The following is a 22730-nucleotide window of genomic DNA, read 5'->3' as shown; positions in this document are numbered from 1 at the left end:
GGCCGTCAGTCTTTCAGGACAACCCTGACGCCCTTGAAATCATATGAAACCGGCGGCCGGACCGTCTCGGTGCTGTCCGGCGCTGCATCGATTGCCAGAAACTCGACCACGGAGGTGCCGCTGATGACATTGGCCACGGGGTCCGCAATCGCCTCGACGGTTACGCGCGCGATGTAGCGATCGGTCTGCGCGTTCGGTGTGGTCGTGAAGTCAAAGGTCATGATTTTCAACTTGTCTTTGCCGCCCTCTTTTCCGAGACAGCGCCAGACACCGCTTCCGTTCGAAAAGGGCTGATAGCCTTCAAGCCCTCCCTGGGCGGAGTCCGTCACAAAGGCATGACCTCCATTCGTTAGGGCAATAAGGCCCCGATCGATCCTCGATTTTCCGTCCAGTTGCGATGTGCGTTCGGTCATGTATGTGCCGACCGCATCAAGACAGCCACCAATGTTGGGCCCGCTTTCCTGGCTGAAAGAGGGTTCTGGCATGCCAGCCAGCACAAACACGCAAACGCAGGCGAGAAATCTGGTTGTGGACATGATCGGTTCCCCAGTCTGGAATGGTTGCCTGGGCGAGTGTAGCAACAAAACGAACGCGGTTCGAAATTCAGTTCCGGAAAAAGATATTTCTCATACTCGCGTAGAAAATTTTTGGAATTGTTGAAAATTACCGTGTTCTTTCTAGTTTCGGTTCTGATAAAGCTTGAGCATAGTCAAGGGTATATTTTCGAATTTATTTACGTGAAAGCACGAATTTACTCTAAAATCGATAAGGACGATTGTATTCGCCACATGAAACCGTGGGGGTTCTGGTGGTTGAGTGAGTCCAGAAATGTCGAATTGGGCCGCGACAGTCCTTCGAAAATCCTTCACGAAGTGAAGGCTGACGCGCAGGCGGCGGAGATCCGCCATCTGTCAAAACCCTTTTGGGCAACCCTTCTGATTGGCGCGGTCAGCCCTTTGGCGCTCGTTGTTCTGCTCGCGCGCTCGCTGGACAGCAACGCGATCGCAACCTCCGAACTGCTCAGGCAGGCTGATGTCGCACTTTATTCAGCAAAACGTCAGGGTAAGGGACAGCTTGCCATCTATTCGTCAAGACTGCTCGATCCGGGCAAGGCGGCGTTGAACCCGTAACCGTCCATTCGCACGAAAGGGCATGAACTCAAGTTTTCCGAAGGCGAACCGGCCTTGAGGGCCGGTTCGCGAATTTCAGGAGGCCTTGGCCGCCGGTAGTTCAATATCGATGCCGAGCGTGGTGACATCGCCGGACCGGTCCATCTCAAGGCGTACGGAGTCCGGGTCGATTTCGACGCGCTTGGCAACCACCGCCAGGATATCCTCCCGGAGGCTTGAAATCAGGACAGCGTCCGAGCCGTCGTCGGCACGTTCATGCGCCAGCAGAATTTGAAGCCGGTTCTTGGCGACCGAGGCGCTTTCGCCTCTTTTGCCAAAGAGGCTCAGGATGTTCATGCCGCCCTCCCTCTGAAGAGTTTGCCGAAGAGGCTCTTCTTTTCTTCCGGGATCGTCACGGGGATGTTCTCCCCCAGCAACCGGCGCGTTGCCTCCAAGTAGGCCTTTGCCGGTGGCGAGTTCTCGTCCGAGAGCGTCACGGGCAACCCGACGTTCGAAGCTTTCAGGACGTCCTTGCTTTCCGGCACGACACCGATCAGCGGTACGGACAGGATATCGACGACGTCGTCGGTTGCCAGCATGTCGCCTGTCTTCGCCCGGTCCGTATCGTAGCGCGTGATCATCAGGTGTTTTGGCATCCGTCCGCCGTCTTCGGCGATCTTCGTCTTGGCGTCGAGCAGGCCGATGATCCGATCGCAGTCGCGCACCGAAGACACTTCCGGGTTGGAGACGATGATGGCTTCGTCCGCATGGCGCATGGCCAGCGTCGCGCCGCGCTCGATCCCGGCTGGGCTGTCGCAGATCACATAGTCGAAATAGCCGCGCAATTCGTTGATGACGGTCTCGACGCCTTCTTCGGTGAGGGCATCCTTGTCGCGGGTCTGCGAGGCGGGCAGCAGGTAGAGATTGCTGAGCTTCTTGTCACGGACCAGCGCCTGTTTGATGGATGCCTCGCCGCGAACAACATTCACCAGGTCGAAGACGACCCGGCGTTCCGCACCCATGATCAGGTCGAGATTGCGCAGTCCGACGTCGAAATCGATCGCGCAGACCTGGTAGCCTTCCTTGGCAAGCGCCGAGGCAATTGCGGCGGTTGTTGTCGTCTTGCCGACGCCGCCCTTGCCCGACGTGACCACAACGACAGTGGCGTTGCTCATGGTGTCCGTCCTGTGTGTTCCGGGCCGGCTGACCTCCAGCCGGTCCCTGTTAGCTCAGTCCTTCAAAGACCAGCGTTTCGTTCTCGAACCGGATTTGCGCAGGCGAATTGCGCAAGGTTCCGTCGAAGTCATCCGCGACCTTGTAAAGTCCGTTGATGGAAACAAGCTCGGCGTCGAGCTTGGTGCAGAAGATCCTGGCATTGTCCTTGCCCGCAACGCCTGCCAGTGCACGGCCGCGCAAGGTGCCGTAGATGTGTATCGAGCCGCCGGCGATGATTTCGGCACCGGAGCTGACGGACCCGATCACGGTGACATCGCCGTCGGGATGAAGAATGCTCTGCCCGGAGCGAACGTGATCGGAAATGACGATGGACGAATCTCCCTGTCTGGCGCTTTCGCGCTCAAGCTCGTCCAGAGACTTGGCAAAAGAATGGCCATTCGCCTCTGATGCGCTCGGGGCATCGCCGGAGGGGCCGTTCTTTTCCTTGACCTGTGGATTGTTGCCGCCGGCGGCTTCGTCAGCCTTGCCGGCCTGCGCAGCGGGTTCCGGTACGTCTACGTCGGTGGTCAGGCGCCCGCCGCCAAAACTTGGCGGCATGCCCTCCTTCAGCCGTGTCCCGGAAATCCCGTCAATGCCCATGACACGTATCGACCGCTCTGCGAGACCGGCCAGGACCTGTTCGAGATCTTCGATCGGAATGTTGCTGCCGCGCACATCGAGAATGATCGGCCGGTCGATAAAGAACCCGGGCGAACGTTCGATGATCCGGTCAAGCTCCGCGAACCAGCTGTCGAACGGCTGCTCCGGGGCGAGCACGATGGCAATAAAGGATTTTCCCTTGAACTTCATTTAAGAGGTCCGGCGGCATTGTCTGGTCAGGTGATTTGGTCGAATAAACCTAGCATTATCCGGAGCTTGCATCCCGAGAGCGGTCTGTTTTCCACCGATATCGATTTTTTCGAACAATTTCAGGCAATTGACTGTTCAGCCTATCCTGATCGCGAATTGGCGCCGCTAGGGCTCGCCAGATCTACCGAGCCCGGCCGGCAGAATCAGAGCTGAAACCCGGCGCAGAATTCCTTAGCCCGAACAGGATTTAACGAAAATCTGGTAAAGTGCTGGATTTTCGCCATATTGCAGCGCACTATAAGGTGTAAGTATTTTTCCGGCGTGCGGCGCTTGGGGTAAAAAATGAGTAATTTCAGTGATATAGTTCGATATATTGGCTTGACGGCCGACGAGGCTGCAGCGGCTCTTGATGTGTCGAAAGATGAAATTGTTCGCTGGTGCGAAACAAGCGAGGCGCCGCCGCTGCACATCTGGCAGGGACTCGTGCGGATGCTCGACGAGATCCGTTTGTCCGCGGAAGAAGCGGCAAAGTCCGCCGATCTTGATCATCTGGAAGCCGATGACCTCAACAGCATCCGTCTGACCGTGCCCGGGCAGGCCGCCTCCGAATTCGACGGCCCGAAACGCGCCGCGACCGCGCTTGCCGTGGCAACGCTGGCGCGGGTGTTCGTCTGATCGGGCAGCGCGGCGGCACCTTTTTGAAGTCTCCGGTCAATATTTCCGAACGGCCTTCACGCGATCTGTTGCAGCTGCCCCTTTTCTGGTATTGATGACTTTCTGAGCGTTTTTCCCGATGCACCCTGCGGCCTCAATTCACGGCTGCGCAGGTGAGACCCGGTCTCCGGGACGGCGCAACAAGCAACATGATCCGCACGAACCGACAGGGCTCTGGCAATGACAGCTACGCTCAAGGGACTCTTTGCCGCGCTCGGGGCATTCGCCCTGTTCTCGACGCATGATGCGGTGATCAAGTCGCTCGGTGCGACTTATGAAGTCTTCCAGATCATCTTCTTCTCGATGCTGTTCGCCTTCGTTCCCATGTCGATCATCATGCTGGCCGACAAGGCCATCGACAATTTCCGCCCGCACTATCCGGTTCTGGTCCTTTGCCGTGCCGGCCTCTCGATCGTTGCCATGTCCTGCGCGTTCTACGCCTTCACGGTGTTGCCGCTCGCGGAGGTCTATTCGCTGCTGTTCGCGACGCCGCTCCTGGTCACCGCCTTGTCCGTTCCGCTTCTCGGCGAAACGGTCCGCATGCAGCGCTGGGGCGCGGTCGTCGTTGGCCTTGTCGGCGTCCTGATCGTCCTGCGGCCGGGGCTGACCGAGCTGACCGCCGGCCATGCCGCCGGTCTCATTGCCGCAGCGGCAAGCGCCATGTCCTCCATTCTTGCCCGCAAACTCGGCGGCAAGGAGCGGCCGGCGGTCCTGATCCTGTTTCCGATGCTCCTGTCCATGCTGGTGATGTCGATGACCCTGCCGGTCGTCTATGTGCCCGTGACGCTGCCGGACCTGGGCTTGATGGCGATTGTCGGGTTCCTGTCGGTTCTTGCCCAGCTCTGCATCCTGGGCGCCTACCGGGCCGCGCCAGCCGCCTTCGTGGCACCCCTGCAATACAGCCAGATCCTGTGGGCGACCCTGTTTGGCGCGCTGTTCTTTGCCGAAACGCCCGACCGCTACGTCGCCATCGGCTCGTCGGTGATCATCCTGTCGGGCATGTTCGTCGTCTGGCGCGAAAGCCGCGAAAACGTCTCGGAAAAGACACCGGTTCTGCGCACCGCGAACCCCCGCGTCGACACCGGTCCGCAGCCGAAATAGGCATGCCGCGTCAGCACGGAAGGGCCCGCAGTAGCCAGTTCAGACTGCCTTGGCCTCACCTCTTGTGTCACCCCCGACTCGATCGGGGATCTACGCCGTTCCGTTTCACAAACGGCGAAGCGATCCAGCGGAAACGAAACGGAATGGATGCCATGGTCAGGCCATGGCATGACCCGGAGAAGGGAAGTCTGCCAGGGAGCGGCGGTTAGCCATGCGTCATCCCGGCCAAGCGCAGCGCAGAGCCGGGATTGGGGAGGCAGTGGCCAGGCGGTCTGGACCGTCGCGGTTGGGATGGAAACCCTCAATCCAGCCGTTTCTTGAACCGCAGGGCGGCGATGATCATGCCGAGGACGAAGAAACCGCACATCCAGATCACGTCGCGGTGCAGGTCGATCAGGTCGGCGTCTCGCAGAACGAAGCCGCGGATCATGCGCATGAAGTGGGTCGCGGGGAAGGCTTCGGCGATATACTGCGCGATCACCGGCATGCCCTCGTAGGGGAACATGAAACCGGACAGCAGGATCGACGGCAGCAGCACGAAAACGGTCATCTGCGTTGCCTGAAGCTGGCTTTGCGCGATGGTCGACAGGACCAGTCCGAGCGACAGGCTCGCGCCGATGAAGAGCAGCGTTCCGATGAAGAGATCGAAGGTCCTGTCGCCGAACGGCACGTTGAAGAGCACATGCCCGAGCCCGAGAATGATCACTGTCTGCAGGAGACCGATGAAGATATAGGGGATGATCTTGCCGATCATCAGCTCCAGCGGGCGAACGGGCGTATTGATCAGCATTTCCATGTTGCCGCGTTCGCGTTCACGCACGATCGCGGCCGACGTGAACATGATCATCGTCATGGTGAGAATGATCCCGACAAGGCCCGGAACGATGTTGATGGCCGTGATCTGTTCCGGATTGAAGAAGAGCGCGACCTCAAAAGTCGGCGTGGACCGGTTGGGTGCCTGCCGGTTGAGTTCGGAGAGCGGCATTGACCGGAGCGCCTTGATCGCACCTGCGATCATCGTGTCGGAGCCGTCAACGATCCACTGTGCGACCGGCCGGCTGGTTTCTTCATCCGTTGACGGCGGTGTACCGAGACCGACGGCAGGCGAGCGCGCGATGCGCTGGGGCAGGTCATCGGGCAGGATGAAGGCGGCGCGCACCCGCGCGGCCTTGATGGCCGCTTCCGCCTCTTCCGGCGTTGCCAGCCGCTCGGTCACCTTGACCACCCGAGTTGCCTCGACCATCTGGATCAGGATGCGGCTGAGGCCGGTCTGGCTCTGGTCGACAACGGCAACCGGGATGTCGCGGATATTCGTGTTGATGGCATAACCGAACAGGATCAGCTGGATCAGCGGGATCATGATCACCATGCCGAAAGTCATGCGATCCCGTCTGAGCTGGGCCAGCTCCTTGAAGAAGATTGCGGAGATGCGGGAAAGCGGTCTCATTGCCGGCCCTCTCCGGTTGCCGTCACGAAGACGTCTTCAAGGTTCGGCCGGACACGCTCGATCAGGGTGGCCCCATCGGTCTCCGGTTTGTCCTTCAGGAACGTTTCGGGCTCGGGCACGTCGTTCCTGACCAGGACACGCAACCGCGCCCCCAGCTGGGCCGCGGCCATGATGCCCTCCGAGCCGAGCAGCTTTCGCCGGATGTCGCGCAGGTTCGGTCCTTCGATCTCCACGACATTCGCACCCATCGCCGCCATCAGGTCCTTCGGCGCACCGTCCGCCCGCTTCTGGCCGGCCTCCAGAATGGCGATCTTGTGGCAGCGCTCGGCTTCATCCATGAAATGGGTCGTCACGATGATCGACGTGCCGCCTTCGACGAGGTCGAACAGCTGTTCCCAGAAATGCCGCCGGGATTCCGGATCGACCGCCGAGGTCGGCTCGTCCAGGAACAGGAGTTGCGGCTGGTGCAGGACGGCCGTTGCAAGGGCGAGGCGCTGGCGCTGGCCGCCGGACATCTTTCCGGCGAAGCGGGTCTTGAGATCGGTGAGATCGTAGCGCTCCATGACCTCGCCGATCCGCTGCGTCCGCTGCGCTCCGGTCAGGCCGTAGATCGTCGCCATGAAGTTGAGGTTTTCCTGCACCGTCAGATCGCCGTAGAGCGAGAAGGTCTGGGTCATGTAGCCGATCTTGTATTTCAGCGTTTCGGCGTCCTTCGGCACCGATAGACCCAGGACCTCAACGGTACCCTCCGTTGGTGTCAGAAGCCCCGTCAGCATGCGCATCGCCGTCGTCTTGCCGCAGCCGTTCGGGCCCAGAAACCCGTAGATCATGCCGCGCTCGATCACCAGGTCGAGCCCGTCGACAGCCCGGAAATCCTTGAACTTCTTGACGAGTCCCGTCGCCCTGACGACGATGTCGCTGTCCGGATCGCTCACGGCAGCACAACCTGCGCCGGAACACCGTTGGGAAGATCCGACGCACTGTCCGGCAACTGGATTTCGGCAACATACATCAGCCGCGCGCGCTCCGACTGGTTGAGCGCGTAATAGGGCGTGAACGACGGGTCCGAACTGATCCACCTGACTTCACCCTCGATGGTGGCGTCGAGACCGTCGATCCGAACCTCGAGACTGTCACCTTCCTTGACCTTCACCCGGTAGGGCTCGGGTACATAGATGCGGGCATAGGGAGCCGAGCCTGCCAGCATGACGGCGACCGGGCTGCCGACCGTGACCCGTTCGCCGAGGTTCCAGGGCAGACTGTCCAGGACACCGTTCCTGGACGCCGTGATCGTAAGGTCCGAGAGGATTGTTTCCTGGGTTTCCAGATTGGCCGCGGCCGCGGCAAGTTCGGCCCTGGCGATCTGGATGTCTTCCTCGCGCGAGCCGATCTCGAGTTCCTTGAGATTCTCTCTTGCCCCGTCGAGGCTGGCGGCCGCCGCGTCCCGGCTGGCGCGGGCACTGTCCAGTTGGGCCTGGCTTGTGGTGCCCCGTGTTGTCAGGTCGTCATAGCGCTCGAACGAGGCTTCCGCGTTCAGAAGGTTTGCCCGCGCGCTGGCAACGCTCGCACGCGCCTGGGCGATTTCCTCCGGCCGGGATCCGTTGACCAGCTTGTCGAGGTTTGCCTTGCTCTTTTGCATTTCGGCCCGCGCCTGATTGACGACGGCCTGCTGCTGGGTCGGGTCCAGCTGGGCAAGGATGGTGCCGGCCTCGACGAATGTTCCCTGCGCGACAGGCAGGTCTACCAATATCTCGTTGGCGGTGGCCGTCAGCGCGACCCTGTCTCTCTCGATGGTCCCGAGCGCAACATTGCCGTCTTCGCCGAAGCAGCCGGCAAGCAGGAAGCCGGCGGCGAAGAGGGGAGTGGCACGAAAGGGCAACGGAAACATGAGGTCCTCCAGTTCATTCACCGGCGCGCGGTCTGTGGCTACCTTAGGGTACGGACCCATAAATGAAACCGATTTGGCAACAGAAATGGCAAATTCTCGCGAGGAAGCGTGTGCAGAGCGGGCTTTTTGCCCGGTCAAGCGCGGTGACGCTGCGAGGGGAAGCCATTTTGCCGTCCTTCGGATTTGGCCGTTTCGGCCATCTGCATCGTCGCAAAAGGCTTGAAAATGCACCACATTTCCTGAGCTTTCGCTCCTCACAGACGGTCAAACCGATCCAAACCAAATTGACTTCATTTATGGGTCCGTACCCTAGCGTGGCGTCCGGCCGGAAACCAAGTGAAGAAAATCGCGAGGGTTTTTGCAGGCGCGTGAGCGGATGGGTTTCCCAAAAGAAAAAGCCGGGACAAAACCCGGCTTCTGCCCGTCATGATGGCGCGGCGTCAACTGGCGCGCTTGAAGATATTGTACCACCGTTTCTGGGGAACCTTGATGGCCCGCTCCAGGATCTCGGCAGCGTAAAGAGCCGCGTTCTCCCTGGCCTTCGCGACACCCGAGACGACTTTCGGATCGAGACCGGCGAGCCCGCCGCCGAATTCGAAGAGATCCCGGAACGCGGCCCGTTCCACGATCGGTGTCATCAGGACGTCGATATTCTGGGCCGCCAGAAAGTCCTGCACTGCCTTCATGGCGCGGGTGGTCACGGCCGCGTTGGTGCGCGTCAGCACAACGCAGTGGTTGATATCCTGCCGGACGATCTTCTCCAGCTTCTTGATCAGGGTCAGGATCTTGGCGCCACCGCGCGCATCCATCGAAGATCCCTGGATCGGAACGACGACAAGGTCGGAGACCGACAGCGCGTTGGCAACGATCAGGTTCTCGGTGCCTTCGAGATCGACGATCACGTAGTCCGACGTTTCGCTGGCATGGGTGATCTGTTCGGTGATCGAGGCCGGTGACATTTCACTGACCACCGAGATGCCGGGGCAGTGTTCGGGCAGGTCGTGCCACTTGGAGATCCATTTCTGCGGGTCGGCGTCGAATATGGTCACGCGTTTGCCCCGCGCCGCGACTTCTGTCGCAAGCAGCAAGGCGGCCGTGGTCTTACCTGCGCCGCCTTTTGCATTTGCAAAGGAAATGACTGGCATCTGGGTTCTCCTGAACTAGCCGTGCATTGTCTTGCGGTCGGGCCTCTTGCGGACCTTTGTGTCCTGCAGTCTTGGATTTTTATGGTTACCAATTCCTTAAATTCGCAATTTGCGAGCAAGTTATTCAAAACACGCTCTAAGGTGTGGATAACCTTAAGGAATTCCTCGGTAATAATCGCAGTGACAGATTGTGAAAGCCGGTTTTTCGAGTTGATTTTCCCGTGATTGGCACCCGTTCCGGGTTTCGCGCCGGAAATCCACTCTCCGGGATATTTGACTTCTCCGGCGGGGATGACCGCCCGCTTTCGCATCCTCCGCAATTGCACTGATCCGGGGCGGCGCGTAGTCTGGCCTGCAAATCGAATGAACGCGCTGCCCGAATGAAGGACCCAGAATGCTGCACCGATTGAAGTCAGTCGTCCCGGCCCGATTGGCCGGGGCCATTGTTCTGGGAACGCTCGTCGCCTGGGCGGGGAGCGCACAGGCAGATGCCTTGAAGCCCTACAAGGATCGCCTGTTCAAATACAAGAAGGTCACTGAAACGCTTTACGACGGTGATTTCATCGTCGTCGAATATTCCAAGCAGCGCGACCTGCGCGACCGTGACGAAGTCGATGAACGCAAGGTGTTCGGCAACTACGTCTCCTACAAGCCGAAGCGGGGCAGGGGCAGCGCGGAGCTCCAGGCCAACGGGCGCACCGTCACCTATATGGGGACCGGCAAGTGGAAGGGCGGCGCGCGCATGGTCGTGATCTACATCCACGGCCAGGGCGGCAACCGCTTCCAGGGCATGAACGACGTGTCCTTCGGCGGCAATTTCAACCGCATCCAGAACCTGATGGTGCGCAACGGCGGTGCCTATCTGACCGTGGACATCAAGAATTTCGACAAGCGCGGCACAGCGGATGTCGCTGCGCTGATCCAGTACCAGAAACAGGTGTCGCCGGGTGCGAAGGTGGTTGTCGCCTGCGGCTCGATGGGCGGCATCATCTGCTGGAACCTCGTGCGCAATGCCAACTACGCGAAGCTCCTGAGCGGCATCATGCTGCTCGGTTCGCCCAAGGACCCCAACATCTTCGGTTCCGGCGCACTGTCGCGCAACGTCCCCATCTATATGGGCCAGGGAACCCTGGACCGTGTCTACAACTGGGAAACCCAGGCAAACTTCTTCAAGCAGATCAAGTCGCGCGCACCGAACTATCCCATCAAGTTCACGCTGTTCGACACCGGCACCCACGGCACCCCGATCCGCATGACCGACTGGCGGCTGGTGCTCAACTGGATGCTGCGGTGACGGTGGAACGGGGTTGAAGGCAACGTTTGCAGCCAGCGGACGAAACGATGAGTGATGCCGGTTACGAATTGGACGACCCACGCCCCATCAGGCGGGAAGCGCCCTATACGTTTTATCTGCCTGGAAACGAACAGCTGGAGGAAGTCGCTGCCGGGGTTCTCGTGCAGCTGATCTTCAGGGCTGTTCCCCCGACCGAGACCTATGGCGCCGAACGCATGTGGGTGGAAATCGACCACCGTGATGGCGATGTGCTGTCTGGAGTTCTCGACAACGAGCCCGTTGACATCCCTGGCCTCGCACGCGGAGACAGGGTCGCGTTCCGCCTGCATCATATCATCGACATCGATTGGGACGATCCTGCGCAGAAGGAACGCTTCAGGACCGACTTCAACAACTGGTTCGCGCGCTGTTTTGTCGACAAGGCGGTTCTCGAGGGGCGCGCGCGCGCCGGTTTCCTGTATCGTGAGCAGCCGGAGCACAAGGAGAGCGATCGTTACCCTGACACGGGCTGGCGCATCCGGGCGGATGTCGACGAACTCAGTGACGAGGAATACAACGAAAACCCGAGCCCGTCCTACGTCGCCATCGGGGCTGTTCTGAACAGGGATGACAGTTTTGTCGATCTGTTGTCTGCTCCGGTAGGCAGCGCGTTTCTCCGCGGTGAGGGCAATAACTACGAGCCGACTGAACTGGAGTTGGATGAGGACGAGAGCTGACCAGGATGCTGCGGCGACGGTGGCTTGCCGAAGGCGAAGGCGTTCTGAGAACAGGCAAGGTTCATTCGGGTTGCTGCCTCGGTTGCGATGAATGTAGGGAGGAAGGATGATGCGATCAGGTTTTGCAGTCGGGACGGCCTTCGTATATGGCGCGTTGCTGTTCACTGGACCGGCTTCGGCTCAGGAAGCTGCAGGGGTCATCCTTGAAGCCGTCGAGAGCGATCCCGGGACCGTCAAGATCACGGGAAAGATCCTGACGAACACGTCGCCGGACTGTGCAGACTATGCCAGTGCCTATTCCTCCGAAATCACCGATCTTCAGCAAAAGAGATCGCTCAGCGGGGCGGTGATCGTTACCGCCCAGGACGATACCTGCACGATCCAGTCGAACGGTATCCCCAACCACGATGTCGGCGGCGACTCCAGGCGCGACTTCGCGTCCGAGGTTGCCGCGATCGGCCACACGTTCTTCATTGCGCGCAAACCGGAATTCACAGGCGAGATTTCCGAACTCGGACACACGACATTCGACGCGGTGCTTCTGAACGGGGCCGTGGTCGACATCCAGTCTGCAGGCTGCTACCGGCCGTCGAGCCCGCAGGCCGACGCCGACGGCAACGTCCTCGCCGGCTGCCGCGCCGACGATCCCTGGCTGCTTGACCCGATGTCGCCCCTGGCGACCTTTGCCGAAGACAATCACCACGCCCATACCCAGCCGGACGGCCGCTATCACTACCACGGCAATCCGAACGCGCTTTTTGATGACAATCCGGGTCCGGAAGGGTCGCCTCTCATCGGCTTTGCAGCGGACGGATTTCCGGTTTACGGCTCCTATTTCAAGGACGGGACCGGGACCGTCAGAAAGGCCGTGCCGGGATACACTTTGAAGGCTGGAAACCGTCCGTCGGGAGACGGCAATCCGGGGGGCGTCTATAACGGGCTTTATCGCTCGGATTATGAATTCACCGGCGCCGGCGACCTGGATGAATGCAACGGCATGACGATCAACGGCCGCTATGCCTACTATGTGACCGACGCCTATCCCTGGATCGTCGCCTGTCTGCGCGGCACGCCGCATGCCTCGTTCGACAAACCGCGCTGACCGCACCGATGTTCCAATGCCCTGTTGTGAAGTGGATACGTCATGAAACTTCTCATGTTCGAGCACTGTTCGCTCTGCTTTCGCGTGCGCATGATTGCAGCACTCAAGGGCATTCCGCTGGAAGAGCAGGTGGTGCTTGATGACGACAGCGAGGCGATGATCTCTCTTGTCGGCAGACGCGTTATCCCGATCCTGGTCCTGGACGATGGATCGCCCATGCTGGAGAGCATGGACATGGTCGATCACATCGAGGCAATCGGCGCTCCTCTTCTGACCGGAATGGAGCGTCCCGAAATCGCCGGCCTGTGCGATCGCATTTTGAAGATCACCCCCTATCTCACCATGCCGCGTTACCCGTTGCTCGGGCTGCCGGAAATGGCAACGATCGCAGCGCATGACCACTACATGGTCCGCAAGCTCAAGGTCTATGAAGATTTTGTCGCGCTCCGAGCCAGGACGCGGGAATTCATCCGTGACCTGAAGCCCGTGCTGCAGGAACTGGACAGTGAAATCAGTAGTCCGGGGGCTGTGAACGGCACGTTGTCAAGGGACGACATTCGCCTGCTGCCGTTGTTGCGGTCCGCCGCCGTCGTCAAGGAGCTGGAGTTTCCGGCCAACGTGCGGGCCTATTTCGAAACGCTGATGGCCCGGACAGGTTTTTCCCTGCTTCCCGCGATTTGAGGTGTTTCAGGCGTCCGCAGGCCGGTCCCGCGGCGCGGCCAGGTGCCGGGCCAGATCCTTCAATATGGCCTTCGACTGCGCGCATTCCGCCGTTCCGGGTTTGCAGACAAAATGCAGGTCGGGCCCGTCCCGTGTGTTCGCTATGACCACAAGCGTAAGGTCCCGGTAGGGTCCGCTCTCGGCTCTGACAAGGCAGTCGAGCTCGTTGTTCAAAAGCAGATTGATATCCGTGGTTTCGATGCATTCGCGCACGTGGTGATGCAATGTATCGCGTCGGTGAGGCCAGCTTTCCGGCAGCAGGGACCTGGCGGACGGGGAAACACCGATCACGAATTTTCTGCTGTTGATGTCCGGCGCGATCTGTTCGGTCGCGCGGGTCAGGTCGTCGAAAACCCTCGTGATGGCCGGCAAATACGTTTCCCCTGCACCGGTGAGCAGAAGTCCGTTTGGCAAGCGGCGAAACAGGATGACGCCGAGCGATGCTTCAAGCTTCTTGATCTGCTGGCTGACCGCGCCCGCGGTGACACCCAGTTCACTTGCCGCAGTCTTGAAACTGAGGTGCCGCGCGGCGGCCTCGAAGGCGCGCAGGGTGTTCAGGGACGGAAGTCGGTAGGTCATGTCGTTTGATCCGTGCCGGTCTGTGAGACAGAGAAATTCTATCCCTGTGCGTTAGCACATCTGAGTTGAAGGATCGCATCGTCGGCAGCTAATCCAATCCGGGCAACAAAGGAGGTTGGAACATGAATGAACTCAGTGGACTTCGTGCAATCCGAAGCATTGGTTACGTGATCATCCTGTGTGATGATCTGAACAGAATGAAAGCCTTCTACAAGGATATTTTCAACTTCGAGATCGAAGAACAGGAAGAAGGTCACTGGATCGCGTTCAGGGTGGGAAGCCAGTTCCTGGGGCTCCGGCCGCGCGGCCGATCCTATGACGGTCCGCCGGTTCCAGCAGTATCCGCCAGCGTGCAAGTCAGTTTCAGGGTGCCGCCGGCGGACGTGGATATTGCCTTTCAGACATTGCAGGAAAAGGGCGTCGATATCATCGAACCGCCGACAAACCAGGATTTTCCGCATCGCACGCTGTTCTTCCGGGATCCGGAAAACAACGCGATCGAGATCTTTGCCGACATTCATCCGCGTGATTCAGCACCTGAATCCTCGGGTGTGCATCGCGTGGTTGCCGGCCAGTGAAGCCCTACGCGCAATCTGCCCGGCGCTCATGTCCGGCCGCAAGCAGTCCGTCTGCAAGATGATCGAACACGGTACGGATGCGCAAGCTGGTGTGCAGTTCGCGGTGGGTTACGAGCCAGATCGGGAAACTGAGGGCGGGCACATCTTCAAATGCCGGGACGATTTCCGGGCAACGGGCGGCAATCTCGTCGGCACCGACACCAAGGCCGAACCCGAGACGCACATATTCCCAGGCGACAAGCAGGTTCGGTGAACTGATCTTGATGTTGGCCTGCGTGACGTCCAGACCAAGCGCGCGCAGGTAACCGATCAGTTGCTCGTTGTCTTCATATCCCAGGAAATCGAGCTGCGGAGCATCGGCCGTCGTCAGCTTCCGTCCGAACCGTTCGAGATAGGAGCGGGCGGCGAAGATCCGCCCGTTCGCATCTCGCAGCTTTCGTGCGTAAAGCTCGGGGTGATCCGGCGCAACATGGCGGATGGCAATGTCGGCCTCCCGGCGGCGGAGGTCACTCAGGCTGTTCGTAGATATGACCCTGATCTCGATGCCGGGCGCCTTGCGCCGCAGATCCTTGAAAATGTCCGGCAGGACATAAGCGGCCAGGACGTCGGTCGTGGAAATGGTGACCAGCCCCTCGATCTGTTGGGACTGTCCTGACGCGGCCAGGGACACCCGGCTCGCCGCTTCGCCCATGCTGCGCACGTGTTCGGCGAGCTCAACTCCCGCTTCCGTCAATATAAGGCTTTTGTTGACCCGCTCGAACAGTGTCACGCCGAGAGTCTCTTCAAGCGCGGCGACCTGCCGGCTCAGGGTCGGCTGGGTGAGCCCGAGCGCACGGGCGGCTGCCGAGAGCGACCCTTCTTCGGCGGTCACGAGAAAAGCGCGCGCCTGGTTCCAGTCAAATGTGATGCTCTGCCAGTTCATGCAAATTTGTATATCACCTAACGAGATTTCGGCAATTTCTATTCACTTGCGTTGGGGGTAACAAGCGCTCGAAAGGAGTTCCCCATGTGTCCGCATTCGTTCGCCGTGGTGTTGTTGAAAATCTGTATTGCCTGTCTCGACTTTGTGGCCTCGCCTGGCGGTGGCCGGGCGATCGGCCGCGACATCCTGAGCCGGATCGGTCTGCGCGGCGGCCGGGGGGAGTGACCATGACACTTGAACATCACACTCCGCAGATCCCGGTTTTCGAACGCCGGCTCGGCTCCTGGCAGATTGCCGTCAGTCGGGACAGTTTCGGGACCGACCAGTTGCGCGCGGCCTATGACGCCTGTGCCCCGTGCTGGGATCGCAAGATCGGACGGCTCGGCTTTCCCTCCGCATACCGCGACCTGCTGGGCCAGGTGGCTGCCGGTTTGAACGAAGGCGATGCGGCACCCGTGAAGGTGCTCGATTGCGGGGTAGGCACCGGTGCCATGTCGCTGGCGCTGGCAAGGGAAATGCCGCGTGCGTTCGATCTGACGGCAGTCGACATCTCGCCGGTCATGCTGCAGGAGGCATCCGCCAATCTTCAGGGCGCCGGTATCGGCTGCCGCGCGGATCTCGCCGACATTTCCGCGCTGCCCTACGACAGTGACAGCTTTGATTTCGTGATGTGCGCGCATGCGCTTGAACATCTCGCAAAACCCGAAACGGCGCTTGCGGAAATGTGCCGGGTTCTGAAACCCGGCGGCAGCCTTTTGCTGGTGACAACCCGCAAGTCACTCCTTGGAACGTTCGTCCAGTTGAAGTGGCGGACGCACCGGTTCGACGCGGCGATGGTGCAGCAGCAGCTGCGGCAGCGCGGCCTGGATCAACTGACAACGCTGCAGGTTGGCGCCCGGCGCTGGACCCGGTTCTGGAGCACGGCCGTCGTCGGACGCAAGCCTGCCGATAGAGAAAACACAGCGCCCGGCATCGCGATGGCCGCAGCCTGACGCCCGACATGATAGGAAAGAAAGACCATGACCATCACCTGGACCAATGACATGACACCCTCGACCCGGTTCTGGGACAAGATCTCTGACAAATATGCAAGCTCGCCGATCAAGGATCAGGGGGCCTACGAAAAGACGCTCGCACGCACCGTGGAGCATCTGGGGCCAACCGACGACGTCCTGGAACTCGGCTGCGGAACCGGCTCGACGGCGCTTCTTCTGGCCGGCAACGTATCGTCCTATCTGGCGACGGACTTCGCGCCTGGCATGATCCGGATCGCCGACGAGAAGCTTGTCGCAGCAAGCGAGGAAAACAACGTTCCGGCCGGGCTCCGCTTTGCGGTTGCCGACGCCTTCAGTGAAGCAGTCGACAACGGCAAGGGTTATGACGCCATCCTCGGCTTCAACTTTCTGCACCTGGTGGAAAATCCCGAAGACCTGCTCGCCCGCGTCCATGGTCTCCTGAAGCCGGGCGGCCTCTTTATTTCAAAAACCGTCTGCCTCGGCGACAAGGCCTGGCTGTTCGTGCCGATGATCAAGGTGATGCAGCTTTTCGGCAAGGCCCCGTTCGTGCGTTCCTATACCTTTGCCGCGGTCGAAGACCTGATCGGCCAGGCCGGTTTTGACATCATTGAAACCGGTACCTATCCGGAACCGCGCAGCCGCTTTGTCGTTGCCAGGAAGATCTAGGCGATGGTTTCTCCCCGGACAGCGGCCGCAATTGTTCCACCGTCGCCCCCGGGTGAACAACGTGAGACCCGGGGCCGGGGAACGGCTGTTTTGGGGGACGGGACGTTCAATAATCGCTAAAGTCTGCGGCTCCCCGATCCCGGCTCGCGCTGCGCTTGGCCGGGATGACGGTGGATAATGCAGGGGCGGAACGGCTTGGAGCACGATTGCCGACGGGGTGCTATCGAACGATAGCGACGAGCGCTAGCCCTGTTTTGAAGATTGAGGCATTTGTTCGAAATCGAACCGGCAAACGGGCAATTGCGCCATCGCGCGTCATTGCCAGACTTGATCTGGCAATCCATGCCATTGCGTCTCCATGGCGATAGACCGCGTAGCCGACAATGGAACGGCATGGATGCCATGGTCAAGCCATGACATGACCCGAAAGGAAGGACAGATGCCGGGACGCGGTCTGCCACGCAAAGCCGTGGACGGCCAGTGAAAGTTCCGGAATTGTTTTCCCCGATTTGTCGTCCCGGTTTGCCGCAAACGCGGCAAGACCGGGAACCATTACTCCAAATGGCCCGAGATTGCGCGAAGAAGAAACAGGTGATTGCTGGGTTCCGGCCTTCCGCTTTGCTTCAGCCGGAATGAAAAGTTCATTGGCTGCAGACTGCCTCACTGGATCAATTCAGGTTAAACCGGACAGCGGTGCGTCAAGCTTGCCGCCGGGACGTGAAGGGCGAGAGGAACAACCTCATCCTGAGGAAGCGTGTCAGCGCTGTCTCGAAGGATGGGCCGCCCGGCAGGACGCCAATCGCCCATCCTTCGAAACGCACCAGAGCTTGCTCCTCGGGATAGGCAGAAACGTTGGACTTCCCATCTGTTCAAATCAAAGAGTTGATGACGGGGAAAACACCTTCATTTCTGACAGGTGCAAAAACTGCCGGCCTTGGAGACCGGTTGGCGTGAATCAGGGCATCGAACGCATTGCAGGATTGTGGTTCCGGCATTACCGTTCCGCCTTACAGAGCATCTATCCCGGATCTTGGAGGCCTTACTCATGCTCAGAACGCTTTCATTTGCGATTGGTATGACGGTGTCGGCAGCCGCAGTCTCCGCGGACCTCCTTCCTCCGGACGCCGGTTTTCTGGACCAGGTTGCAGCATTCGGCATCACGCAGGAGAACTGGGACAGCGGCGAATTCGCCGCGGTCACGTTTCCGCAGGCCTACCGGTTCACAAGGCACTACGAAATCAGCGCCGGTGATGCGGTCGCGCCCGAACAATGGCGGGACGAGACCGGGGCGCTTGATCTCGCGGCTCTGACTGCCAGAGATGCCGATGGCGTCCATGACCTGCAGACAATCCTGCGCGACAGGCTGCTCAATCATTCGATGGTGGTGCTGAAGGGCGATCGGCTGCTGCATCAGCATTTCTGGGACGGGATGACGTCGGCTTCGACCCATCTCGACATGTCGGTGACCAAATCGTTCACGGCGACACTGGCCGGCATCGCGGCCGCCGAAGGGCTGCTCGACATGAGCAAACCCGTGGAACACTACCTTCCGGAATATGCCGCGACCGCGTTTGGCGGTGTGTCGGTTCAGGATGTCGCCGACATGAATTCCGGGCTTGATATCCCCACGCCGCCGTTCATGTCCTGGGACCCGAAATTCACGCAGTCGCAGGAATGGAACGGCCCGAACGACAGCGGTCTGTCGGGCATCAACGAGTATCTGCAGACCCTGTCCGAGCGGAAATACGAACCGGGGACCCATTACCAGTATCAGGATCCGAATACGGAATTGCTGGGTCTCGTGACCGAAAAGGTGACGGGAACCGGCCTTGCCGCGTTCATGCAGGAGCGTTTGTGGTCAAGGCTCGGGGCCGAAGGCAACGCCTACTGGATGGCCGATCCGCGCGGTTACACGGTGGCTTCCGGCGGGTTGAACATGCGCACGCGCGACCTGGCGCGTGTCGGCCGCATGTTCCTGAATGACGGCAGGAACCATCTCGGTGAGCAGATCGTGCCGCAGTCGTTCCTGGATGCAATCTGGGAAGGCAACGACCGGGTCAGGGCAGCCTGGTCCGTCGGCAAGGAGGCCGCTCTTGCGTCCGACGGCTGGTACAAGGACCAGATCAGGATCCTGAACATCAAGGGCCACAAGATGATGGTCTTCATCGGAATTCACGGCCAGGTGCTGGTCATGGAAAAGGAAACGGGAACCGTCATCGCCATGAATGGCGGTTATCCGCAGACGGAGACCGTTCGGATGAACACGCTTCTTTTCCTCGAAGTCGTCCCGGCGCTTCTGGACGCGACCAGCGGCCTGTGACGGCTGCCGCCTTGGGCCCTGGCCCTAGCAGCAGGTCCTGACGATCTCCGCGATTTCGCCAAGCTGACCGGCCAGCGGGCTGGATTTGCGCCAGACCATGCCAACGGTCCGCGTTGGTTCAGGGTTTTCGAAACGGCACACGGAGACGGATGCCGAACGGGTTTCGACCGGAACGGCCATTTCCGGAATGAGCGTCACCCCCATGCCGGCGCTGACCATCTGGACCAGCGTGGACAGGGAACTGGCATCCAGCACTTCGCGCGGCGGGCCGGACGGAAGGTTGCAGAAGGACAGCGCCTGGTCGCGAAAGCAATGGCCTTCCTCAAGCAGCAAAAGCCGCATTTCCCGCAGTCTGTCGGCGCTGGGCATGGGCGCGTCCGCATCGCTGGCCGAGCGGACCAGCATGAAGGCCTCGCTGAACAGGGGCGTCTCCGCGAGAGATCCTTCGGAAACGGGCAGGGCGACGATTGCCGTGTCCAGCTTGCTCTCGCCGAGTTCCTGAATGAGTTTGGGGGTCACCGTTTCACGGACGTGGATCTCAAGCTCGGGATGCTGATCGGACAAGGCCCCGATGACGCGCGGCAACAGGTAGGGCGCGATCGTCGGGATCACGCCGATACGCAGCCGCCCGACAAGCCGGTCGCGCGAAGCCCGGGCCAGATCGCCGAGTTCTTCGGCGGCGCGCAGGATGTCGCGGGCACGCTCGACGGCGACTTCGCCGAAATGCGTCAGCCTGACCTGCCGGGGGCCGCGTTCGATCAGGGACGCACCCAGCGCTTCCTCCATTTCCTTGATCTGCATCGACAGGGCCGGTTGCGAAATCGCACAGGCATCCGCCGCTTTGCCGAAGTGCCCGTGACGGGCCAGGGCTTCAAAATAACGGAGTTGTTTCAGCGTGATATTTATCATAAGAAAATCCTATCAAAGCGATCAGTAAATTCAACTTCTTCTGATCGATAGGCTCTGCTAGTTTAGAATCACACCAGACTGGAAACGCGTGATCTGCACCTTAAATGTAGGCACACGGACCGGTCTGGTAACAGATCACGGAGTTCTCCGGCCACCTGCCAGCATCTGGATCGTCAGCGCGCTCATGGAAGCGCGAACTGTCAAAATGCTGTCACCGGATCGGAGTTGTGTAAGTGCGGTGCGTCGCACCGGGACTCGAATTGGAGAGGAATATGGACGCAAAAGTCGACAAAGCGGGTGGATGCCCGGTCATGCACGGCGGGAACACGTCGATGGACAAGCCGGTTACGAAATGGTGGCCGAATGCGCTCAACCTCGACATTCTGCACCAGCACGGTGCCCGGACCAACCCGATGGATCCGGATTTCAACTTCCGCGAAGCCGCGAAGGGTCTGGATCATGAAGCGGTCAAGGCCGACGTCCGCGCCCTGATGACCGACAGCCAGGACTGGTGGCCGGCTGACTGGGGTCACTACGGCGGGCTCATGATTCGCCTGGCATGGCACTCGGCGGGCTCCTACCGCATGCAGGACGGCCGTGGTGGTGCCGGTTCCGGCAACATCCGCTTCGCGCCGCTCAACTCCTGGCCGGACAATGCCAGCCTCGACAAGGCACGCCGTCTGCTCTGGCCGGTGAAGAAGAAATACGGCAACGCCCTGTCCTGGGCCGACCTGATCATCCTGGCCGGCAACATGGCCTACGAGACCATGGGCTTCAAGACCTTCGGCTTCGGCTTCGGCCGCGAGGACATCTGGGGTCCGGAGACAGACGTCTACTGGGGATCAGAGCAGGAATGGCTGGCGCCGTCCGAAAACCGCTATGACGATCTGGACGATGCGTCGACGCTGGAAAATCCGCTTGCAGCCGTTCACATGGGACTGATCTACGTGAACCCGGAAGGCGTCAACGGCAACCCGGACCCGGTCAAGACCGGCGCGCATATCCGCGAAACCTTCAGGCGCATGGCCATGAACGACGAGGAAACGGCTGCGCTCACCTGTGGCGGCCACACCGTCGGCAAGGCGCATGGCCGCGGTGCCGTCGACAAGATCGGTGTCGAGCCGGAAGCGACCGGCGTTGAAGCACAGGGTCTCGGCTGGTCCAACCCCGGCCAGGACGGCAAGGCGACCAATGCGTTCACCTCCGGTATCGAAGGCGCCTGGACGAAAGAGCCGACGAAATTCGACATGGGCTATTTCGACTACCTGTTCAACTATGAATGGGAATTGACGAAGTCTCCGGCAGGCGCATGGCAGTGGAAACCGGTCGACATGCCGGAAGGCGAGAAGCCGGTCGACGCGACCGACCCGTCCATCCGCCACGACCCGATGATGACCGATGCCGACATGGCCATGAAAATGGACCCGGTCTACAACGAGATCTGCCGCAAGTTCATGGAAGACGAAGCCTACTTCCGTGACACCTTTGCCCGCGCCTGGTTCAAGCTGACCCACCGCGACATGGGTCCGCGTGCCAACTATCTCGGACCGGACGTCCCGGCTGAAGACCTGATCTGGCAGGATCCGATCCCGGCAGGATCGACCTCCTACGACGTCGATGCGGTCAAGGCGAAGATTGCCGCAAGCGGTCTCTCCGCTGCCGACATGATCGCCACTGCCTGGGACAGCGCCCGCACGTTCCGCGGCTCCGACAAGCGTGGTGGTGCCAACGGCGCCCGCATCCGGCTTGCCCCGCAGAAGGACTGGGAAGGCAACGAACCGGCACGGCTCGCCAAAGTACTCGCTGCCCTTAAGCCGATCGCGACGGAGAGCGGTGCCTCGCTTGCCGACGTCATCGTTCTGGCCGGCAATGTCGGTGTCGAGCAGGCCATCAAGGCCGCCGGTTTCGACACCGTCGTCCCGTTCAGCGCAGGCCGTGGTGACGCGACCGACGCGCAGACCGACGCGGAAAGCTTCGAGGTTCTGGAACCGCTTGCGGACGGCTTCCGCAACTGGGAAAAGAAAGACTACGCGGTCAGCCCTGAAGAAATGATGCTCGACCGGGCGCAGCTGCTCGGGTTGACGGGGCAGGAAATGACGGTTCTCGTCGGCGGCCTGCGCGTCGTCGGCGCGAACCACGGCGGCTCCAAGCACGGTGTCTTCACCGACCGCGAAGGCGCTTTGACGACGGATTTCTTCGTCAACCTGACCGACATGTCCAACAGCTGGCTGCCGGCGTCCGACGGAACTTACGAGATCCGGGACCGCCAGCTGAACACGCTGAAATGGACGGCGACCAGCGCGGACCTCGTCTTCGGCTCCAACTCGATCCTGCGCGCCTATGCAGAGGTCTACGCCCAGGACGACAACCAGGCCAAGTTCGTCAAGGACTTCGTTGTCGCCTGGACCAAGGTCATGAATGCGGACCGTTTCGATCTGGCGTAAGATTACGCACAGAGGCGCATGCGAATGAAGGCCGG

The 22730-nt window shown here is 60.4% G+C and carries 24 protein-coding genes; 13 read left to right on the top strand and 11 right to left on the bottom strand.

Translation table 11 applies throughout. The features are described 5' to 3' along the window. Window positions 1–5: 5 nt before the first annotated feature. Window positions 6–536: a hypothetical protein gene (locus ACO08A_RS01980; RefSeq protein ID WP_422039593.1), complete on the bottom strand. Its 531-nt coding sequence runs from the start codon at window positions 534–536 to the stop codon at window positions 6–8. A gap of 111 nt (window positions 537–647) precedes the next feature. Between ACO08A_RS01980 and ACO08A_RS01975 the strand changes: the two genes are divergently transcribed. Continuing rightward, window positions 648–1130 (top strand): hypothetical protein, encoded by a 483-nt coding sequence (locus tag ACO08A_RS01975; RefSeq protein ID WP_422039592.1) that lies wholly within the window; start codon window positions 648–650, stop codon window positions 1128–1130. Window positions 1131–1205: 75 nt separating this feature from the next. On the opposite strand, the gene minE is transcribed toward ACO08A_RS01975, so the two are convergent. From minE to minC, 3 genes are read right to left on the bottom strand one after another with little or no spacing between them, the layout of a single operon-like run. Then, window positions 1206–1466, bottom strand: coding sequence for a cell division topological specificity factor MinE (gene minE, locus ACO08A_RS01970; protein WP_305986260.1), 261 nt, complete (start codon window positions 1464–1466; stop codon window positions 1206–1208). Next, window positions 1463–2284, bottom strand: coding sequence for a septum site-determining protein MinD (minD, locus tag ACO08A_RS01965; protein ID WP_422039591.1), 822 nt, complete (start codon window positions 2282–2284; stop codon window positions 1463–1465). The genes minE and minD overlap by 4 nt, the downstream gene beginning before the upstream one ends. Before the next feature lie 49 nt (window positions 2285–2333). Then, a complete protein-coding gene (gene minC, locus ACO08A_RS01960; RefSeq protein WP_422039590.1) occupies window positions 2334–3134 on the bottom strand; it encodes a septum site-determining protein MinC in 801 nt (266 codons plus the stop codon). A 378-nt stretch (window positions 3135–3512) separates the two neighbouring features. Between minC and ACO08A_RS01955 the strand changes: the two genes are divergently transcribed. After that, complete coding sequence (locus ACO08A_RS01955) at window positions 3513–3809, top strand: hypothetical protein (RefSeq protein ID WP_422039589.1); 297 nt, start codon at window positions 3513–3515, stop codon at window positions 3807–3809. 219 nt (window positions 3810–4028) lie between these two features. Next, window positions 4029–4949 (top strand): DMT family transporter, encoded by a 921-nt coding sequence (locus tag ACO08A_RS01950; protein ID WP_422039588.1) that lies wholly within the window; start codon window positions 4029–4031, stop codon window positions 4947–4949. Between the two features lie 301 nt (window positions 4950–5250). Here ACO08A_RS01950 and ACO08A_RS01945 read toward each other — a convergent pair whose 3' ends face one another. From ACO08A_RS01945 to ACO08A_RS01930, 4 genes are all read right to left on the bottom strand, one after another. Next, window positions 5251–6396: an ABC transporter permease gene (locus ACO08A_RS01945; protein WP_422039587.1), complete on the bottom strand. Its 1146-nt coding sequence runs from the start codon at window positions 6394–6396 to the stop codon at window positions 5251–5253. Beyond that, on the bottom strand, window positions 6393–7331 hold the full coding sequence (locus ACO08A_RS01940; RefSeq protein WP_422039586.1) for an ABC transporter ATP-binding protein: 939 nt from the start codon (window positions 7329–7331) through the stop codon (window positions 6393–6395). The genes ACO08A_RS01945 and ACO08A_RS01940 overlap by 4 nt, the downstream gene beginning before the upstream one ends. Further along, window positions 7328–8284 carry an HlyD family secretion protein gene (locus tag ACO08A_RS01935; RefSeq protein ID WP_422039585.1) on the bottom strand — a complete coding sequence of 319 codons (957 nt, stop codon included), beginning with the start codon at window positions 8282–8284 and terminating at the stop codon, window positions 7328–7330. The genes ACO08A_RS01940 and ACO08A_RS01935 overlap by 4 nt, the downstream gene beginning before the upstream one ends. Window positions 8285–8724: 440 nt before the next feature. Then, window positions 8725–9429, bottom strand: a complete 705-nt coding sequence (locus ACO08A_RS01930) for a ParA family protein (RefSeq protein ID WP_319386479.1) — start codon at window positions 9427–9429, stop codon at window positions 8725–8727. 394 nt (window positions 9430–9823) lie between these two features. Here ACO08A_RS01930 and ACO08A_RS01925 point away from each other — a divergent pair, with 394 nt between their 5' ends. From ACO08A_RS01925 to grxB, 4 genes are all read left to right on the top strand, one after another. Further along, window positions 9824–10723, top strand: a complete 900-nt coding sequence (locus ACO08A_RS01925) for an alpha/beta hydrolase (protein ID WP_422039584.1) — start codon at window positions 9824–9826, stop codon at window positions 10721–10723. A 47-nt stretch (window positions 10724–10770) separates the two neighbouring features. After that, window positions 10771–11439, top strand: a complete 669-nt coding sequence (locus tag ACO08A_RS01920) for an immunity protein Imm33 domain-containing protein (protein WP_422039583.1) — start codon at window positions 10771–10773, stop codon at window positions 11437–11439. A gap of 106 nt (window positions 11440–11545) precedes the next feature. Beyond that, a complete protein-coding gene (locus ACO08A_RS01915) occupies window positions 11546–12541 on the top strand; it encodes a YHYH protein (protein ID WP_422039582.1) in 996 nt (331 codons plus the stop codon). Window positions 12542–12583: 42 nt separating this feature from the next. Further along, window positions 12584–13222 (top strand): glutaredoxin 2, encoded by a 639-nt coding sequence (grxB, locus tag ACO08A_RS01910; protein WP_422039581.1) that lies wholly within the window; start codon window positions 12584–12586, stop codon window positions 13220–13222. A 6-nt stretch (window positions 13223–13228) separates the two neighbouring features. Here grxB and ACO08A_RS01905 read toward each other — a convergent pair whose 3' ends face one another. Then, a complete protein-coding gene (locus tag ACO08A_RS01905) occupies window positions 13229–13840 on the bottom strand; it encodes a LysR family transcriptional regulator (protein ID WP_422039580.1) in 612 nt (203 codons plus the stop codon). Between the two features lie 122 nt (window positions 13841–13962). Here ACO08A_RS01905 and ACO08A_RS01900 point away from each other — a divergent pair, with 122 nt between their 5' ends. Then, window positions 13963–14418: a VOC family protein gene (locus ACO08A_RS01900; RefSeq protein ID WP_422039579.1), complete on the top strand. Its 456-nt coding sequence runs from the start codon at window positions 13963–13965 to the stop codon at window positions 14416–14418. Window positions 14419–14422: 4 nt separating this feature from the next. Here ACO08A_RS01900 and ACO08A_RS01895 read toward each other — a convergent pair whose 3' ends face one another. Next, the gene (locus ACO08A_RS01895) at window positions 14423–15340 is read right to left on the bottom strand and encodes a LysR family transcriptional regulator (protein WP_422039578.1); all 918 of its coding nucleotides are present in this window, start codon (window positions 15338–15340) and stop codon (window positions 14423–14425) included. Window positions 15341–15424: 84 nt separating this feature from the next. Here ACO08A_RS01895 and ACO08A_RS01890 point away from each other — a divergent pair, with 84 nt between their 5' ends. From ACO08A_RS01890 to ACO08A_RS01875, 4 genes are all read left to right on the top strand, one after another. Continuing rightward, window positions 15425–15565 carry a hypothetical protein gene (locus ACO08A_RS01890; RefSeq protein ID WP_422039577.1) on the top strand — a complete coding sequence of 47 codons (141 nt, stop codon included), beginning with the start codon at window positions 15425–15427 and terminating at the stop codon, window positions 15563–15565. Between the two features lie 2 nt (window positions 15566–15567). Further along, window positions 15568–16332 (top strand): class I SAM-dependent methyltransferase, encoded by a 765-nt coding sequence (locus tag ACO08A_RS01885; protein WP_422039576.1) that lies wholly within the window; start codon window positions 15568–15570, stop codon window positions 16330–16332. A gap of 27 nt (window positions 16333–16359) precedes the next feature. Further along, on the top strand, window positions 16360–17022 hold the full coding sequence (locus ACO08A_RS01880) for a class I SAM-dependent methyltransferase (RefSeq protein ID WP_422039575.1): 663 nt from the start codon (window positions 16360–16362) through the stop codon (window positions 17020–17022). Window positions 17023–18067: 1045 nt separating this feature from the next. After that, window positions 18068–19342, top strand: coding sequence for a serine hydrolase domain-containing protein (locus tag ACO08A_RS01875; protein WP_422039574.1), 1275 nt, complete (start codon window positions 18068–18070; stop codon window positions 19340–19342). Between the two features lie 24 nt (window positions 19343–19366). Here ACO08A_RS01875 and ACO08A_RS01870 read toward each other — a convergent pair whose 3' ends face one another. After that, on the bottom strand, window positions 19367–20251 hold the full coding sequence (locus tag ACO08A_RS01870; RefSeq protein WP_422039573.1) for a LysR substrate-binding domain-containing protein: 885 nt from the start codon (window positions 20249–20251) through the stop codon (window positions 19367–19369). Between the two features lie 272 nt (window positions 20252–20523). Between ACO08A_RS01870 and katG the strand changes: the two genes are divergently transcribed. Continuing rightward, window positions 20524–22695 carry a catalase/peroxidase HPI gene (gene katG, locus ACO08A_RS01865; RefSeq protein ID WP_422039572.1) on the top strand — a complete coding sequence of 724 codons (2172 nt, stop codon included), beginning with the start codon at window positions 20524–20526 and terminating at the stop codon, window positions 22693–22695. Window positions 22696–22730 lie beyond the last annotated feature (35 nt).

The organism is Roseibium sp., from assembly GCF_965232425.1.
Classification (GTDB): Bacteria; Pseudomonadota; Alphaproteobacteria; order Rhizobiales; family Stappiaceae; genus Roseibium.
The sequence above is the reverse complement of the archived record's forward strand: the minus strand, read 5'-3'. Positions and strand labels throughout refer to the sequence as shown.

Excerpts from the sequence above, each read along its gene's own strand:
- minE (WP_305986260.1), bottom strand. The coding sequence starts at position 1,466 with ATGAACATCCTGAGCCTCTTTGGCAAAAGAGGCGAAAGCGCCTCGGTC.
- ACO08A_RS01935 (WP_422039585.1), bottom strand. The coding sequence starts at position 8,284 with ATGTTTCCGTTGCCCTTTCGTGCCACTCCCCTCTTCGCCGCCGGCTTC.
- ACO08A_RS01870 (WP_422039573.1), bottom strand. The coding sequence starts at position 20,251 with ATGATAAATATCACGCTGAAACAACTCCGTTATTTTGAAGCCCTGGCC.
- ACO08A_RS01890 (WP_422039577.1), top strand. The coding sequence starts at position 15,425 with ATGTGTCCGCATTCGTTCGCCGTGGTGTTGTTGAAAATCTGTATTGCC.
- ACO08A_RS01925 (WP_422039584.1), top strand. The coding sequence starts at position 9,824 with ATGCTGCACCGATTGAAGTCAGTCGTCCCGGCCCGATTGGCCGGGGCC.
- ACO08A_RS01900 (WP_422039579.1), top strand. The coding sequence starts at position 13,963 with ATGAATGAACTCAGTGGACTTCGTGCAATCCGAAGCATTGGTTACGTG.
- ACO08A_RS01930 (WP_319386479.1), bottom strand. The coding sequence starts at position 9,429 with ATGCCAGTCATTTCCTTTGCAAATGCAAAAGGCGGCGCAGGTAAGACC.
- ACO08A_RS01885 (WP_422039576.1), top strand. The coding sequence starts at position 15,568 with ATGACACTTGAACATCACACTCCGCAGATCCCGGTTTTCGAACGCCGG.
- ACO08A_RS01895 (WP_422039578.1), bottom strand. The coding sequence starts at position 15,340 with ATGAACTGGCAGAGCATCACATTTGACTGGAACCAGGCGCGCGCTTTT.
- ACO08A_RS01945 (WP_422039587.1), bottom strand. The coding sequence starts at position 6,396 with ATGAGACCGCTTTCCCGCATCTCCGCAATCTTCTTCAAGGAGCTGGCC.
- ACO08A_RS01905 (WP_422039580.1), bottom strand. The coding sequence starts at position 13,840 with ATGACCTACCGACTTCCGTCCCTGAACACCCTGCGCGCCTTCGAGGCC.
- ACO08A_RS01950 (WP_422039588.1), top strand. The coding sequence starts at position 4,029 with ATGACAGCTACGCTCAAGGGACTCTTTGCCGCGCTCGGGGCATTCGCC.
- ACO08A_RS01920 (WP_422039583.1), top strand. The coding sequence starts at position 10,771 with ATGAGTGATGCCGGTTACGAATTGGACGACCCACGCCCCATCAGGCGG.
- minC (WP_422039590.1), bottom strand. The coding sequence starts at position 3,134 with ATGAAGTTCAAGGGAAAATCCTTTATTGCCATCGTGCTCGCCCCGGAG.
- ACO08A_RS01980 (WP_422039593.1), bottom strand. The coding sequence starts at position 536 with ATGTCCACAACCAGATTTCTCGCCTGCGTTTGCGTGTTTGTGCTGGCT.
- ACO08A_RS01875 (WP_422039574.1), top strand. The coding sequence starts at position 18,068 with ATGCTCAGAACGCTTTCATTTGCGATTGGTATGACGGTGTCGGCAGCC.
- ACO08A_RS01880 (WP_422039575.1), top strand. The coding sequence starts at position 16,360 with ATGACCATCACCTGGACCAATGACATGACACCCTCGACCCGGTTCTGG.
- ACO08A_RS01915 (WP_422039582.1), top strand. The coding sequence starts at position 11,546 with ATGATGCGATCAGGTTTTGCAGTCGGGACGGCCTTCGTATATGGCGCG.
- minD (WP_422039591.1), bottom strand. The coding sequence starts at position 2,284 with ATGAGCAACGCCACTGTCGTTGTGGTCACGTCGGGCAAGGGCGGCGTC.
- katG (WP_422039572.1), top strand. The coding sequence starts at position 20,524 with ATGGACGCAAAAGTCGACAAAGCGGGTGGATGCCCGGTCATGCACGGC.
- grxB (WP_422039581.1), top strand. The coding sequence starts at position 12,584 with ATGAAACTTCTCATGTTCGAGCACTGTTCGCTCTGCTTTCGCGTGCGC.